The following is a 14,304-nucleotide window of genomic DNA, read 5'->3' as shown; positions in this document are numbered from 1 at the left end:
ACTCACCTTTGGTCGCCGCTTGAGCGCGGAAAAATCGGCATTGTGTATGGGCCGATGATGGCCGCACCCGACCGCTTTTTCATCCGCATCATCGGCAAAGGCGGCCATGGAGCGATGCCGCACCAAACGATCGATGCGATCGCCATCGGAGCGCAAGTCGTGACGAACTTGCAGCACATCGTCTCGCGCTATGTCGACCCGCTCGAGCCGCTTGTTCTGTCCGTGACGCAATTTGTGGCGGGTACGGCGCATAATGTCCTGCCTGGGGAGGTCGAAATCCAAGGGACAGTGCGCACGTTTGATGAGACGCTGCGGCGCACGGTGCCGCAATGGATGGAGCGCATTGTCAAAGGAATCACCGAAGCGCACGGCGCCTCGTATGAGTTTCAATTTGACTACGGCTACCGCCCGGTCATCAACTACGATGAAGTGACCCGCGTCATTGAGGAAACAGCGCGCGAACTATTGGGCGAAGAAGCCGTCGCCCGCTTGAAACCGAACATGGGCGGCGAAGATTTCTCAGCTTTCTTGCAAAAAGCGCCGGGCAGCTTCTTTTACGTCGGTGCCCGAAACGAAGAAAAAGGCATCGTGTACCCGCACCACCACCCGCGCTTTACGATCGACGAAGACGCGCTTGAGATTGGCGTGCAAATGTTTGTCGCCGCGACGTTGAAACTGTTGGCGGGGGCGGAATAGCTGTTTTCGCTTGACATATCCAAGGAGGGAGAGAAGATGAAAAGCATCCGTTGGTTAATGATTGTCCCATTTATCGGCATGCTCGGCGGCGTTCCTTTTGTGAATCAAGTGACTCCGTACGTGTTTGGCATGCCGTTGCTTCTCTTTTGGCTGGTCGCTTGGGTGATCGCCACTTCGGTTATCATGGCCATCGTGTATCGTTTTGACCCTGCGGTGAAGGAGGATGAGCAGACATGAACTCGGCCTTAGTGATGATTTTTGCTTTCTTGTTGCTGTCTCTTTATCTAGGAGTGCAGGCGCGAAAAGGAAAAGACATGAATTTGGAGCAATGGACCGTCGGTGGGCGCGGATTTGGCACAGTTTTCGTTTTCCTCCTGATGGCCGGTGAAATTTACACAACGTTCACGTTCCTTGGCGGAAGCGGTTGGGCCTATGGAAAAGGGGGGCCGACGTTTTACATCATTGCCTACGGCTGCCTGGCCTATGTGTTATCGTATTGGATGCTTCCCCCGAGTTCGACAGTTTTGAGGTCATTTTAGGCAAATGGAAATGACCAAAATGCTGTTATATCAAGGGTTTCGTGATGCGGATCCTAGGAAAAAATACCGAATTTCATAGGCACACGATTTATTAATTTTTTCTTTTAAAAATAAATTTTATACGTTATAACTCACATTTCGCACCCTAACAATGTCAAGACAAAGGATTTTTTATTTAGTTTTTCAGAATAACTTTTTGACCAACACAACGAGCGATGGCAATCCTTTTTTTACCATAGCTGGTCGTTCCGTATCACGTTACACGTAGATGCTCTCATCCATGCCCAATCCCTGCAGAATCCTTCGCTGATCAGGGGTAAGGGAGCGATCCAGCGAGCGTTGGATGCGCCCATCCGGCAGCTTGAACAGGACGACGTTCACATATTGAAACAGCTGGAAAATCGCCTGCCCCGTCGGTCGGGTCAGCTTGCGGCCTCCAGGACCCTTCAACGGGTGTTCTGGAGTAATAAACTGACGCACTCGGCGCTGAAAAACGCGGTAAATCGCCACGGCCAACCGAAACAAATAGCCTAATACTGCGACCCGTTCTGGTTTTTTGACGTAAATCTCATCCGTGAAAAACGGATCTTTCAAAAACGCGAAGATCATTTCCACCGAGATTTGCCCTTTATATAGCTTCAAGATCTCTTGGGCATCCATGGGTTGGCCCTTCCATTCCTTCGGAACGGTCGTGACAAGGACAAACCGGGACGCTTTCCGTCTCGCCTGTTCCCACGCGTCTTGGTCGAATTCGACGTCAAGGTGCAAGAAATACAGCGTCTCCACCTCGGGTTCCGCCACTTTTTTCGGCCGTCCGCGCCGATTTTTCAGGCGTACGATCTCTTCGACCGCGGCCTCAACCCGATGAAACCGGGGGCGAAGGGACGCCTTGAGGGACGCAAAGGCTTGTTCGGCATCTTCCCGGCAGGAGAAGGGATGGCGCTCCCAACGCTCTTGTTCCTCGCGAAGAAGCTCCGCTTCTTTGGTTCGTTCTTTTTCAAGCGTCTTTCCTTTTCTCTGGTCGAGCGCGCTCGATTCGACGACGATCAGCCGTACGGGCTGGCCTTCATATGTTGAGGCCGTTTCCCATACCCGGTACGTGGCGCCGTTTCTCTCCGCCAACGTAAAGGAATCGCTCCACGTCGTGTCCTCAGCATCCGCTTCGGCCAGCGCGGTTTTCACGATCCGGAGCGACGAAGGGCCTCTGGTGATCAAAAAGGCGTTCGCCGCTTTGGTTTGCGCCAGGGTCTCTTTCTTCATCGCGGCGGAATCGGCCACATAAATCCATTCGTCTTCCATCTTGGCTTGTTTGAGCTGTTCGTGGACACGGGACAGCACCTCCGGATTCCACGTTTTGTCAGGCAGGTTGCCGTCGTGCACATCGCCGTATAATGGGATGCCATCCTCGTTGCCGACCAGTCCGAAACCGATCTGTTTTTGCAAACGATGATGGCGGTTGTAGCCATGTGTGATTTGTAAGGCCTCTAACGAGGCCGATTCATCCGCGCCGTAAACGGTCTTGTCCGTCGGATCGGCGTGGAAAGCTCGGAGGGAAAGGCCCTCTTTGCGATAAATATTAATCAAGCAAGTGCTGATGACGTTGTGAATGCCAGCCTCATACAGGCGATCGAGATGACGGGCCAACGCATCGTCGTTCAACCAGGAAGGATGGAGACCGGGACGGATGCGTTTCTCTAGATCGATCTCCTGAGCCCATCGTTCCACGGGAACGAGGGCTTGCCGGCCGACAAACACATTGTAGAGGATGGCCTGAACGGCATCTCTGACTCGCGTTTGGCACTGCGGATCGACGGGCACGAGATTGTCAATCAATTGAGGCAGACCCAGTTTCTTGAATAGGGCACTTATTATATTCAAATAAGAATTGCGATAGTCCTTTTTGACTTGAACGTTCATAAGAGAAAAACTCCTTTACGTTCCTTGTGTGTCAAGGATTCATTCGACATCGGAACGAAAAAATCCTCCCGATTTTCGTCGAGAGGGTGCGAAATGTGAGTTAGCATCTAGTTTTTCTCTAAAAACTCGTAAATACATAGGTAGTTCAACAACTCCTGAAGAACCTGTAACGCCAACTAATATATTCAAGCTTAACACCTCCTTTACATTACAGTTTCTCTTGGCGTACCTTTTCTCACATTAATTAATAACGAAGATAAACTAGTAACTATACCCAAAGCACCTGCAATGAAGAAAAGATATTTTATATTGAAATAATCAACACTGACCCCAAAAATAAACTGGGCTACTGGCGTTGAAAGCATTGAAATCGCCATCATAATACTATTAACTCTTCCTAATAAATGAATAGGCACAGAACGTTGAACAAAAGTAGGTATAAGGACTCCTATAAAACCAGTAATTAAGCCAATTACAAAAACGAAAATTAGAATAATCAAAAAATTTTGGGTGAAACATAGTGCGGCAATACCAGTAGCTTGTAAAAGAAAAGATAAATAAATAATCTTCAATTCAACCTTGTGAATGCTTTTAACTGAAAAGATTAAACCAGTTAACAAACTTCCCATTGACATCGATGAATATATATATCCTAAATACTTAGCATCATCACTAACATTTTTAGCTAAAAAAGGGAACAATACATTAACCCCGTTTGCTCCAATATTTACAAAAAACATAGTTATAACCAAATAAAAAATCATTTTTTGTCTATTCAAAAAACTAAAACCAAGTCTTAAATCCGAAAAGTAAGAAGTTTTATCATTATTATCGTTTATATTTTCAAGATGACTATTTTTAGAGTCAATAAACAAAATTAAAAAAGTTGAAAATGCATATAAGATAGAAATGGCTATCAAGGAATGTTCTATTGAGATTGATTCAACCATCCAAGCGGCTATTAAAGGGCCCAAAATGATCGTTGTTCTTACAACAGTGAAGTATTGACTATTGAGACGACTCAAATATTCAGTAGCGACTAATCTTGGCTTTATTGATTCTGAGGCTGACCAATAAAAAGCATCAATCGCTCCAAACAAAACGGAGACCATTATGAGAATTACAAAAGAGATAGTATGATCCCATAACAGAATAGCCAAAACTAACACAATGATTGTCCTTATCATGTCTGACAACCACAGAAACAACTTTGCCCCTATTCGATCAATAACCGGTCCGCAAAGAAGCCCAGCAATAAATCTCGACAAACCTAGGGAAAATAAAACTGCTCCCATCAAAAAACCTGATTGTAAAACGTCAGCAATATACCAAGCTATAACAACACTGTATATGACGTCCCCCAAGTTTGAAAGAAACGTTGCTATACAAAATTTTGTAGCGTTCAAAATGATCACCCTTAGAAAGATTGAGACTAGGCATGTAACGCACTTGTGAAACAGAACAAAATCAAAACATAGGATAAGGGGTGGTTTTAATATAACTAAATATTCATTATATTACAGTTATTACAATAATTATTTTATCGGGAAAATACGGTAATGTAAAGAGTTTTTTGTAATACCTCGTCTCGTTTTGTCGGATATCGTTGAATGCAACATATCTTATGTTATGTTGAATAAAAAACACCACCCATAGAAGGTGGTATTTAGCTGATAGTTTCATTAAAATGTTTAGACAACTGTAGATAACCGGTCAAACTTACTTCCGGTAATTCCTTGGATTGATCCCATTCAAAATATCTTATATTTTGTATTAAAGAACTGTAGATGAGCAAATTTGCTAACATAAATTGACAATCAAACAAAAAAGGAGACATGAACGGGACTCCTTGAGTAAAATAGATGTGCTCACAACTACCCACAAGGAGGTTCATGTCTCATGAATAGATTAGCACATCACCAAGGAATCCACAAGTTTTTCCTAGTGTTAGAGTCAGTCAAGACTTTGTGGAGAACATTTTTTCGGTTCACTACGGGCGTTGTCAATCACTAGTTAGTGAACCATTTTCAGGAATTGATATCGTAAGTGCTTTCGGACCCTCATCCCTCATCTTGAGGTGATCATATTGTATTCCATTTTTTACATCCAACCACCATCCCGGAGCGCCGACAACGCTTGATGGATCGGCGTCCCGGATGATCGTTGCAGACACGGTATATTCTGACGCACCACATCCACCCACAACCGTCCTGCCTTCCGTTTGGCCTGTTCGATCCGCTTGGACTTTGTTGAGGCCGAGACGGCCGACTGGGGCTCTTGCTCCTCCCACCGTCCCTTTCTCCACCCGATCCCGTCGATTCGGGCCGCCATCGCCCTCAGAAACGCCCGAAGCCCTTGGTCTTTCCAGCTGCGGCGGGATTTCACCCGATGCGCAAACCGGCTCATCACGCTCTCGGCGTGGCCCATCGGACGCATGCCGGTCGTCTCCACCCCTTGCTCGGACAGCCACTCCCGATCGTCCTGGATGCATCCCGGCATCGACTCGATCCGGCGGATCATGGCAGCCAGCTGTTGTTCTTTCGCTTCGTCCTCCAACGTGCCGACCGTGCTGTTCAGCTCCACGAGAATCCCTTCTTCGTCTTGTTTTGCCAGCTTCTTTCGCACGTGTAAATTAGCACATTCTTTCAGAATCCCTTTTTCAAATTATTTCAGATGGATTCCGAAATAATGTGCAAAATTTTTGCCGATTATTCCGGACTTTGCACATTCTTTCGGAACGTTTGCACGCTCTTTCAAATGAAGATTTCCAGCGCGCCTGATGGAATGATGGAAAAGAGAAAGCACAAAAGAGGCCGATTCGGCTCCTTTCGTGCTAATACCCCCATTTCCTCTAAGGCCATGCGCACCACTTCCTCGTCAATGACGGTATTGTCAAAAGTTTATCCTCCACACTCACGGTTTTCCCTTGAGTTTCAACGGTTGGAAGAAAAAAAGCTTGCCACCCCCGTTGTTTTCGGCCATCATTGAGGTAACCACACACTCAACAGCCAAAACAAAGGAGTGACAAGCTTTGTTACCTCAATGATTAGCCTATTTGCTTCAAATCATCAAGACCCAATATCAAATCATTGTGTATCTCATGGGTGTGATCGTGGGAAAATCCCTGAATCGTAAGGACTTGGACGAACCCGTCCAAAAACCGTACCGAAAACTTCAGATCGATGACCTTCCGATCATCGATGTACCGGAAACCCTTGATTACCGGAAGTTGTTGGCGGACTACGAAGCCCAGCACGGACGTCCTTTGCGGCCCATCCAGCGCCGCGCGAAGGCGAAACACCGTGTTCCGGATTCGTTGACCTGCCCTCGCTGCCAGGCTCCCTCTTCTTACCTGTACGCCAATAACGGCGGAAACGGGCAATACCAATGCAAAGTGTGCCAGTGCCGGTTCAACCACCGGAACCGGTTCACCAAGCAAGCGGTCTTTCGCTGCCCGCACTGCAAAAAGACGCTGGAAAAGATCAAGGAACGCAAAGAATACAACATCTATAAGTGCAAGAACAACGATTGCCCGTTTTACCAGGCCAACCTTCGCCGGATGACCAAGAAGGAGCGCCAACAGTTTCAACAGGATCCTCAAGCCTTCAAGGTGCGGTATTTGTTTCGAGAGTTCTTGTTTGACTTTCTCCCGTTGGCTTCCTCGTCGCCCATCCAACCGAAGGTCGATTTGTCCCGGCTGGCTGCGTCGCCGCACGTATTGGGGCTCGTGTTGACGTACTACGTCAACTTTGGGATGTCCTCGAGGGAGACCGCCGCCGCCATGAAGGACATCCATGGCGTCTCGATCTCCCATCAGACGGTGCTCAACTACGCCAACAGCGCCGCGCTTTGGATCAAGCCCTTTGTCGACCGGTTCCCGTATGAGCTGTCCGGTTCGTTTTGCGGGGACGAGACGTATATTCGCGTCAAAGGGCGCTGGCATTACCTGTTCTTTATGTTTGATGCCGTCAAAAAGATCGTGCTGTCGTATCGCGTCTCGCCCAAGCGGGACACGCTCTCGGCCATCCAGGCCATCGATGATGTCCTGCGAAAGCTGCCGTCCCTCCCAGACGACTTGTCGTTTGTCGTGGATGGCAACCCGATTTACCTGCTGGCGCAACACTTCTTTGCCCAGCACGGGATTTCGTTTGACGTCCGCCAGGTGATCGGCCTGACCAACGAAGATCCGGTCTCGGAAGAGTTTCGCCCTCTCAAGCAGATCATCGAGCGATTCAACCGGACCTTTAAAGGCAACTATCGCCCGACCCATGGGTTCGGTGCGGAAGAAGGCTCGGTGTCCTTTGTGACGCTGTTTGTGGCGTATTTCAACTTTCTGCGCCCGCATGGCGCGCTCGAAGGCCGGGTGCCGGTCGTCATCTCGGAGCTCGCTGAGCTGCCGCATATGCCGGCCCGGTGGACGAAGCTGATCGCCATGGCCCAAGCGTTTCTCCTACAAGAGGAGCCCTGACTTTTTTGTCCTCCGGAGCCCGTTGAACAGAACTCCTGCCGGATTCGGCGAAGCGAACCCTTGACCAACCGAACACCGCCAAAGGTAAAATTCGGTCATGGCAAGGGCGGCTTTCCTATTGCCTTCTTTTTGTCCCCGTCGCCCTTGACGACTCTTTCCCACCTTTGGCGGGTGTTGGTCAAGGGCGAATCCGGCCCTCCGCATGCCCCACGATGCTCAATGGGATGATCTGTGTGGAGTTTTCATAGAACTTTTGACGCTACCTCAATGACGTCCTTTTTCAGCTGATGCCCGTACAACAGGCACATCGTGGCCAATGCGTTGATCACACGGGGACAGCCTCGCGATTGCAGAACGATCGCCTCCAACGACGATGGGGTGAAGATCGGATGCTTTTTCTACGTCGGCGCGGGCAATGTAGAAAAAGGCATCGTTTACCCGCACCACCACCCGCGCTTTACGATTGACGAAGACGCGCTTGAGATCGGCGTGCAAATGTTTGTCGCGGCGACGTTGAAACTGTTGGCGGAAGTAGAGTAGGATGCTTCCGCTTTTTTGTACATCATAAAGGCGGATCGATATATTGCATCTCATATTTCGCAACCTTTGCATAATATACAAAAAATAACCAGAATATTCGCATAAAAATAATTTTTTATAAAAAATGTAAAATAATTAATTTTTATTCGGTCAAATCGGGCTTATTTCGAATTTTTATTCAGGGTGCGAAATGTGAGTTGCATGCTCTTTCTCTGTCGCTAATTCACATGGTTGAACTTGGTGTAGCTCACATGAGTGGATAAAGGAAATAAAGAGAGCATGGGAACTCTTTGTCTTCCTTAATGTTAGTTTTGGGCTTCGATTCGATCAAGACGACAAGGCTAGGCGATTTTGACAATTTTTGTGATCGGTGCTAGGTCGAGGTCTTGGTTGTAAAGAGCGTGGACAAAATCGCCGTCAAGCGTAGCGAAGTAGTCATAATGATGGTATGTTGCAATGGCGTAGTGCAAGGCATCATAGGCTTCAAGCTGAAGGAGTCGCATTTGAGCTAAGGCTAAATCTTGAATGTTGGCAAGCATCGATGTATATAGACGCTTGTCCAAAATGTTCATCTATGGCATCTTCATATGTCATCACAAACGACATAATCGGCTACCGTCCTTGTTTGTAGATGTCCACTAATTTTTTGCCAAAGGGAGAAGGTTTGGCTATTTTTTTTCGTAATTCGGCAAATGAAAGATCCTTATTCGGTTTGTTGGCCTGTTCCGTGCAAGACAGTGTCAGCCTCATTTTCGTTTCCAAAGCGGAGGGCATATTGATCACCTCATTGATTCTCCTTTCTAAAAATTATAATGCTGGCCAGAAAAAATGTACAGATTTTTCTTTTACTACTATACCCTTGTTCATGAAAACATAAACACGGAGAGAATCTCCCTTAAAAGGGGAATGGGTGAAAGAAAAGGGGAACGGAAAAGAAGTCTTCTTTCCAGCCTGTGAGCGAACGATTTTCAAGCAATGGTGAAGCAGCTTTCAAAAAAGAAAATGGAAAAATATCACCATCCCTGTTATGATGATAAAGGGTTCAGCGAACAAGGTGTCTACTTTCGTTTGTTGTGTAGGTACCTTGTTTTGTTGGGAAAAAGGTTGTTGGCAGGTGAAACGATGAGAGATTTCCTTTCCCGCTGGCTTCCCGTCATCCTCTGGTGTTTGGTCATTTACACGTTTAGCGAGTCTTCCTTGTTCACCGGAGCGAATACCGCTCACGTGTTGCAAGTGATTCTCTCGTATTTGCCGTTTGGCGGCGGGGATGAAGAGGGGCCGTCATGGCTGAACTTTTTGATCCGCAAAGCGGCGCATTTGACCGAGTTTGGCATTTTGGCCGCGCTTGTGTGGCGGGCGCTTGCGCCAAAACGGTTTGCGTATGCGGGCGCCTGGCTGTTTGCGACGGTGTATGCGGCAACCGACGAGTGGCATCAATCGTTTGAACCAGGACGGACGGCGACGCCAAAAGATGTGGCGATTGATTCATGTGGGGCGCTCCTGGCGCTTTTGATTGTATGGGCTTGCCGCTGTTGGGCAAGGACCAAGCATCGGGCGGTCAAACGCGGCGTATAATAGAACAAAGCTCTCCCAACGTATAGGCCGAGGCGAAAAAGGAAAGAATGGCAAATAACTAGTTTCAAAGAAAAGGGAGAGAGGGCCATGGTCGCGTTTATCGCGGGAATGTTTGTGGGTTCGTTTGTGATGCTCGTCATCATGAGCATGATGGCGGTGGCGAAACGGGCGGATGAAGCAAGCGAACGGTGGAGGGAAAAGTGAGAAGTCCCTTGCGGCAGGCAAGGGATTTTTTTGTGAAAGTGCTATGCGATCATGTTTACGTCAGCTTGCAAAAAAGGGCGCACATTGTTTGAGGACCGCCGTGAAAGACCGACGAAGTACAACGGATTCGAAAAGTTGAAGGGGATAAAATGATGTTTTTGTTGCAAAGTTTTTCAGTTTGAGAAACGTTGCTGGAGGACAACATTCCCCCCTTAAATCACTAGTCTTTTAAAAAAGCTTGATGGCGCACAAAAAATCGGATATACTATGTGTAACCGGTTACACATAGACAGAAAAGAAGGAATCGAACATGGCAACGATTCGTGATGTGGCAAAGCGTGCAGGTGTCTCCGTCGCCACCGTTTCGCGGGTGTTAAATCAAAATGGATATGTTAATGAGGAAACGGAAAGACGGGTTAGACAGGCGATGAAAGAGCTCAATTATAAACCGAATGAAGTGGCGAGAGCTCTGTTTAAAAAAACATCGAAAACAGTCGGACTCATTGTCCCTGATATTACCAATCCGTTCTTTCCCGAGCTCGTTCGCGCGGTGGAAGATGTGATGAATATTTATGACTATACGGTCATTCTATGCAATTCCGATGAGAAGCCCGAAAAAGAGCGGGAATACATTGAAGTGCTGAAGCAAAAATATGTCGATGGCGTCATTTTAACCACAAATCAGTTGGCGCCGGAAGAAGTCGAGGAATGGGATGTTCCGATTGTCGTGCTCGACCGTCCGCTGCATGAACGGTATCCGTCGGTGGTTGCGGACAACTACGGAGGAGCTCGTTTAGCGACGCGTCATTTGTATGAAGTGGGCTGCCGGCGGATTGCCCATATTCAAGGGCCCAACCACGTGGTGAACGCCATGGAGCGTTTCCGCGGCTATCAAGATGAAATGAAGGAGCTGGGGCTAGGGGATCGCCAGCTCGTCATTCAAGGAAATTACCAGTTGAAGCAGGCGAAAGAAGCGGTGATGGCTGCGTTGGCTGAACATGATATGGACGGGATCTTTGCCGGCAACGACGCGATGGCGGTCGGTGCTTTGAAAGCGGTTCAGCAATACGGGCTACGGGTTCCGGATGATATTGCCATTATTGGCTACGACGGCATCCCGCTGACGGAAATGACAACACCCGAACTATCGACCGTGTCTCAGCCTATTTACGAAATGGGGGCCATGGCGGCAAGAATTTTAATCAAACAAATTGAGGGAAAGCCGCTTGAGAAGCTCCATTATCAACTTCCGGTTCAACTTGTGGTGCGGCAGTCGACGTCAAGGAGGGGATTGACTTGAACAAACCAACCATTACGGTGATCGGCAGCCTCAACATGGACTTAGTCACTGTGGCGGCGCGATTTCCAAACCAAGGAGAGACGATTTTAGGCGAACAGTTTCTCACCACTCCCGGTGGCAAAGGGGCGAACCAGGCGGTGGCCGCCGCCCGCCTCGGCGCCAATGTGCGGATGATTGGCGCGGTCGGGGATGATGCGTTTGGGCAAGCGCTCATCCATTCGTTACAAAATGAGGGCATTTCCGTCGATTATGTGAAACCGGTTACACATGGGAGTACAGGCATTGCTTCCATTACGATTTCTGAGCGGGACAATCGGATCATCGTCGTTCCTGGGGCGAATCATGCGCTTACGCCGGAAGATCTCGATTCATGTGAATCCGTGATCGCCGAAAGCGATGTTTGCTTATTGCAGCTCGAGATTCCGCTTCCCGTTGTGGAACGGGCGGTTTCGATCGCTCATCGCCACGGCGTGCGCGTCATCGTCAACCCCGCTCCGGCCCAGCCGCTGCCGCCGTCGGTGCTTGAGCAGGCGAGTTTCTTGACGCCGAATGAACATGAACGGACGATTTTGTTTGACAAGATGGACGAAGAAGCGTTTGCCGATAAGCTGATTGTCACCGAAGGGGCAAAAGGGGTGCGCATTTGGCAAGATGGACAAGAACGGCTCATTCCAAGTTTCCAAGTTCCCGTCGTGGATACGACGGGCGCGGGCGATACGTTTAACGGTGCGCTTGCCGTGGCGTTGGCAGAAGGGAAGCCGCTTGATGAAGCGTGTCGGTTTGCCAATGCGGCGGCGGCCTTGTCGGTGACGAAACTTGGGGCGCAAGCTGGGATGCCGAGACGAGAGGAGGTGGAATCATTTTTGGCCGAACAGGAACGAAGTCAATGAGGCAAAAAGTCGATGTGCTACTGGTCAACCCGACGGACTCAAGCGCTGTCACGTCTGCGATTGAATCCGCCAACAGCGCCAACATCCCGGTCATTACCGTCGACCGCAGCGCGGACGGCGGGAAAGTGGTCACCCATATCGCTTCTGACAATGTGGCAGGAGGAAAAATGGCGGCGCAATTTATCGTCGACCACTTGAAAAACGGCGGAAACATTGTGGAATTGGAAGGGATTCCGGGCTCCTCGGCCGCACGTGAACGGGGAGAAGGATTCCACCAAGTGATCGACAAATGTAAATTATCACTTTATTTCGGAACAAAAGAGCCATTTTTTTGCACATTCCTTCAGAAAGCCCTCTCCCCTTTTCTGAAAGAATGTGCTAAATTTTTTGTGAATTATTTCGGAAGAGAAAATCCATCGATTCAGAGGAGGGGGAGGAGGACGTGATTCAATTTCATGACTTTGGCATTGACGTCCAAACGTATGCAGAGCGTGGAAAAGAAAACGACTTCCCTCTTCTGAAAAAGTGTCCGCATTGCCGGGCCAAGCGCCCGTTGCACCGCCACGGTTACTATGAGCGAAACGCATTGACCCCACATGGTGATTATCGCATTTGGATTGTCCGGTATCGCTGTCGGGAATGCTTGAAGACGGTGAGTGTGCTGCCTTCCTTTCTCCTCCCGTATTTTCAGTATACGTTGTCCGCCATATGGCAAGTCGTGAAAGAGCAGTTGGGATTGACCGAGGGGACGAACCGGGCTCCGTTTCTCCCGACAAAGGACGGCATCATCTTTTATGTCCGGCGGTTCTGCCGAAACCTATCAAGCCTTCACAGCTTTTTTGCGAGGCGGTGGAGGATCATAGGCCCTATCGTGAAAAAAGAAAAGGAACGGGCTTCCTGGTGGATCCGGACGTTAGAGAAACACGGTCTCTATTCGGTCATCAGAGACATGTGGGAGGACGGATTCTGACACCCTTTTGCGAATCAAATGGGATCCTTATTTTACATACATATCCTAAATTGGAATGGTTGAGGTTCCCACAAACCTTTCCTATCGACGGAGAAAAAGCGATCCGGTACGATAAGGGCAGACGGACCGGAACGGTCCTGATTCCAAGTGAGACAAGGAGGAGATTCGAATGGATGAGTCGATGAGACACGACATTGCCCTGTTTCGGTACGGGCTAATCGCTCCGTTGGTGAATGGGCAGGTGGAACCGAAGGCGTATCTGAAAGAGGTGAGCGAGCGAGTGCACCATGTTCCCCACCAAGGCGACAAACGAATCGCAGCCAAGACGATCCTCGATTGGTGCACCCGATACAAAAAAGGGGGCTTTGACGCCTTAAAGCCGAAGCGCCGTTCGGACCGCGGCCACTCAAGGCGTCTGTCGCCCGATGATGAGGATCATATTTTAGCCCTAAGAAAAGAACATCCCACCATGCCCGTGACGGTGTTCTACGAACACCTGATCGAGCAGGGGGAAATCCCAAAAAACCATATCTCTTACTTTACTATATACCGATTGTTGAAAAAACACAACCTTGTCGGGAAAGAAATCTTGCCCATGCCGGAGCGAAAGCGCTTTGCGTATGACCAGATCAATGAGCTATGGCAAGGGGACTTATCCCATGGACCCACGATTCGAGTCAATGGGAAAGCCCAGAAAACGTTTTTGATCGCCTATATCGATGACTGCTCGCGGTTGGTGCCGTACGTATAGTTTCCCCTCGGAGAAGTTTGACGGGCTGCGGATCGTCACGAAGGAAGCGGTGCTTCGTTGCGGGAAGCCGAAACGCATTTACTCGGACAACGGGAAAATTTATCGGTCCGAGGTGCTGCAGTATGCGTGCGCCGAGATGGGAATTACCCTCATCCACACCCAGCCGTATGACCCGCAAAGCAAAGGGAAAAATCGAACGGTTCTTCCGCACCGTACAGACGCGGTTTTATCCGTTGCTGGAGTTGGATCCCCTGAAGTCGCTCGAAGAGCTGAACGAGCGTTTTTGGAGGTGGCTTGAAGAGGAGTATCATCGAAAACCGCACGCCTCGCTGGACGGAAGAACGCCGCATGAGGTGTTTCAATCGCAAGTGCATCTCGTGTCGTTCATCGAAGATGGCGATTGGCTGGATGCGATTTTTCTGAAGCGGGAGCACCGCAAGGTCAAAGCCGATGG

Annotated in this window: 11 protein-coding genes and 5 pseudogenes; 12 read left to right on the top strand and 4 right to left on the bottom strand. The window is 49.0% G+C overall.

The annotated features are described in order from the left end of the window. From DI44_RS00850 to DI44_RS00860, 3 genes and pseudogenes are all read left to right on the top strand, one after another. A partial coding sequence (locus DI44_RS00850; protein ID WP_033026484.1) for an amidohydrolase occupies positions 1-696 on the top strand: 696 nt, incomplete at its 5' end. A 36-nt stretch (positions 697-732) separates the two neighbouring features. Beyond that, positions 733-933, top strand: a complete 201-nt coding sequence (locus DI44_RS00855) for a DUF3311 domain-containing protein (protein ID WP_011232711.1) — start codon at positions 733-735, stop codon at positions 931-933. After that, positions 930-1,205 (top strand): annotated as a pseudogene (locus tag DI44_RS00860) (sodium:solute symporter family protein); the annotation flags it as partial. The gene DI44_RS00855 and the pseudogene DI44_RS00860, both read left to right, overlap by 4 nt. A gap of 288 nt (positions 1,206-1,493) precedes the next feature. Here DI44_RS00860 and DI44_RS00865 read toward each other — a convergent pair. From DI44_RS00865 to DI44_RS00875, 3 genes and pseudogenes are all read right to left on the bottom strand, one after another. Beyond that, positions 1,494-3,152 (bottom strand): IS1634 family transposase, encoded by a 1,659-nt coding sequence (locus DI44_RS00865; RefSeq protein WP_033026481.1) that lies wholly within the window; start codon positions 3,150-3,152, stop codon positions 1,494-1,496. 203 nt (positions 3,153-3,355) lie between these two features. Then, positions 3,356-4,567 carry an MFS transporter gene (locus DI44_RS00870; RefSeq protein ID WP_020278768.1) on the bottom strand — a complete coding sequence of 404 codons (1,212 nt, stop codon included), beginning with the start codon at positions 4,565-4,567 and terminating at the stop codon, positions 3,356-3,358. 685 nt (positions 4,568-5,252) lie between these two features. Next, a pseudogene (locus tag DI44_RS00875) lies at positions 5,253-5,777 on the bottom strand (UPF0236 family protein); the annotation flags it as partial. Positions 5,778-6,207: 430 nt separating this feature from the next. Between DI44_RS00875 and DI44_RS0117420 the strand changes: the two are divergent. Further along, complete coding sequence (locus tag DI44_RS0117420; RefSeq protein WP_033026478.1) at positions 6,208-7,620, top strand: DDE-type integrase/transposase/recombinase; 1,413 nt, start codon at positions 6,208-6,210, stop codon at positions 7,618-7,620. 387 nt (positions 7,621-8,007) lie between these two features. Beyond that, positions 8,008-8,160 (top strand): annotated as a pseudogene (locus tag DI44_RS00880) (amidohydrolase); the annotation flags it as partial. Between the two features lie 341 nt (positions 8,161-8,501). Here the strand turns inward: DI44_RS00880 and DI44_RS00885 are convergent. Beyond that, positions 8,502-8,732: a hypothetical protein gene (locus DI44_RS00885; RefSeq protein WP_015375947.1), complete on the bottom strand. Its 231-nt coding sequence runs from the start codon at positions 8,730-8,732 to the stop codon at positions 8,502-8,504. 550 nt (positions 8,733-9,282) lie between these two features. Between DI44_RS00885 and DI44_RS00890 the strand changes: the two genes are divergently transcribed. The 7 genes and pseudogenes from DI44_RS00890 to DI44_RS0117410 all read left to right on the top strand — a co-directional run. Further along, entirely contained in the window at positions 9,283-9,735 is a 453-nt protein-coding gene (locus tag DI44_RS00890; RefSeq protein WP_033026486.1) for a VanZ family protein, read from the top strand. 87 nt (positions 9,736-9,822) lie between these two features. Further along, a complete protein-coding gene (locus DI44_RS19530; protein WP_011232702.1) occupies positions 9,823-9,939 on the top strand; it encodes a DUF3789 domain-containing protein in 117 nt (38 codons plus the stop codon). Between the two features lie 310 nt (positions 9,940-10,249). Next, positions 10,250-11,239 carry a LacI family DNA-binding transcriptional regulator gene (locus DI44_RS00895; RefSeq protein ID WP_033026475.1) on the top strand — a complete coding sequence of 330 codons (990 nt, stop codon included), beginning with the start codon at positions 10,250-10,252 and terminating at the stop codon, positions 11,237-11,239. Then, the gene (rbsK, locus tag DI44_RS00900; protein WP_033026468.1) at positions 11,236-12,129 is read left to right on the top strand and encodes a ribokinase; all 894 of its coding nucleotides are present in this window, start codon (positions 11,236-11,238) and stop codon (positions 12,127-12,129) included. Before DI44_RS00895 ends, rbsK begins: the two co-directional genes overlap by 4 nt. Next, a pseudogene (locus DI44_RS0117415) lies at positions 12,126-12,419 on the top strand (substrate-binding domain-containing protein); the annotation flags it as partial. The gene rbsK and the pseudogene DI44_RS0117415, both read left to right, overlap by 4 nt. Before the next feature lie 152 nt (positions 12,420-12,571). After that, positions 12,572-13,099 carry a DUF6431 domain-containing protein gene (locus DI44_RS00905; RefSeq protein WP_033026467.1) on the top strand — a complete coding sequence of 176 codons (528 nt, stop codon included), beginning with the start codon at positions 12,572-12,574 and terminating at the stop codon, positions 13,097-13,099. 169 nt (positions 13,100-13,268) lie between these two features. Continuing rightward, positions 13,269-14,304, top strand: a pseudogene (locus DI44_RS0117410) (IS481 family transposase); the annotation flags it as partial.

This window comes from Geobacillus sp. CAMR5420 (genome assembly GCF_000691465.1).
Taxonomy (GTDB): Bacteria; Bacillota; Bacilli; order Bacillales; family Anoxybacillaceae; genus Geobacillus; species Geobacillus thermoleovorans.
This window is presented reverse-complemented; position numbering and strand designations above follow the sequence as displayed.

Excerpts from the sequence above, each read along its gene's own strand:
- DI44_RS19530 (WP_011232702.1), top strand. The coding sequence starts at position 9,823 with ATGGTCGCGTTTATCGCGGGAATGTTTGTGGGTTCGTTTGTGATGCTC.
- DI44_RS00855 (WP_011232711.1), top strand. The coding sequence starts at position 733 with ATGAAAAGCATCCGTTGGTTAATGATTGTCCCATTTATCGGCATGCTC.
- DI44_RS00890 (WP_033026486.1), top strand. The coding sequence starts at position 9,283 with ATGAGAGATTTCCTTTCCCGCTGGCTTCCCGTCATCCTCTGGTGTTTG.
- DI44_RS00895 (WP_033026475.1), top strand. The coding sequence starts at position 10,250 with ATGGCAACGATTCGTGATGTGGCAAAGCGTGCAGGTGTCTCCGTCGCC.
- DI44_RS00885 (WP_015375947.1), bottom strand. The coding sequence starts at position 8,732 with ATGAACATTTTGGACAAGCGTCTATATACATCGATGCTTGCCAACATT.
- DI44_RS00865 (WP_033026481.1), bottom strand. The coding sequence starts at position 3,152 with ATGAACGTTCAAGTCAAAAAGGACTATCGCAATTCTTATTTGAATATA.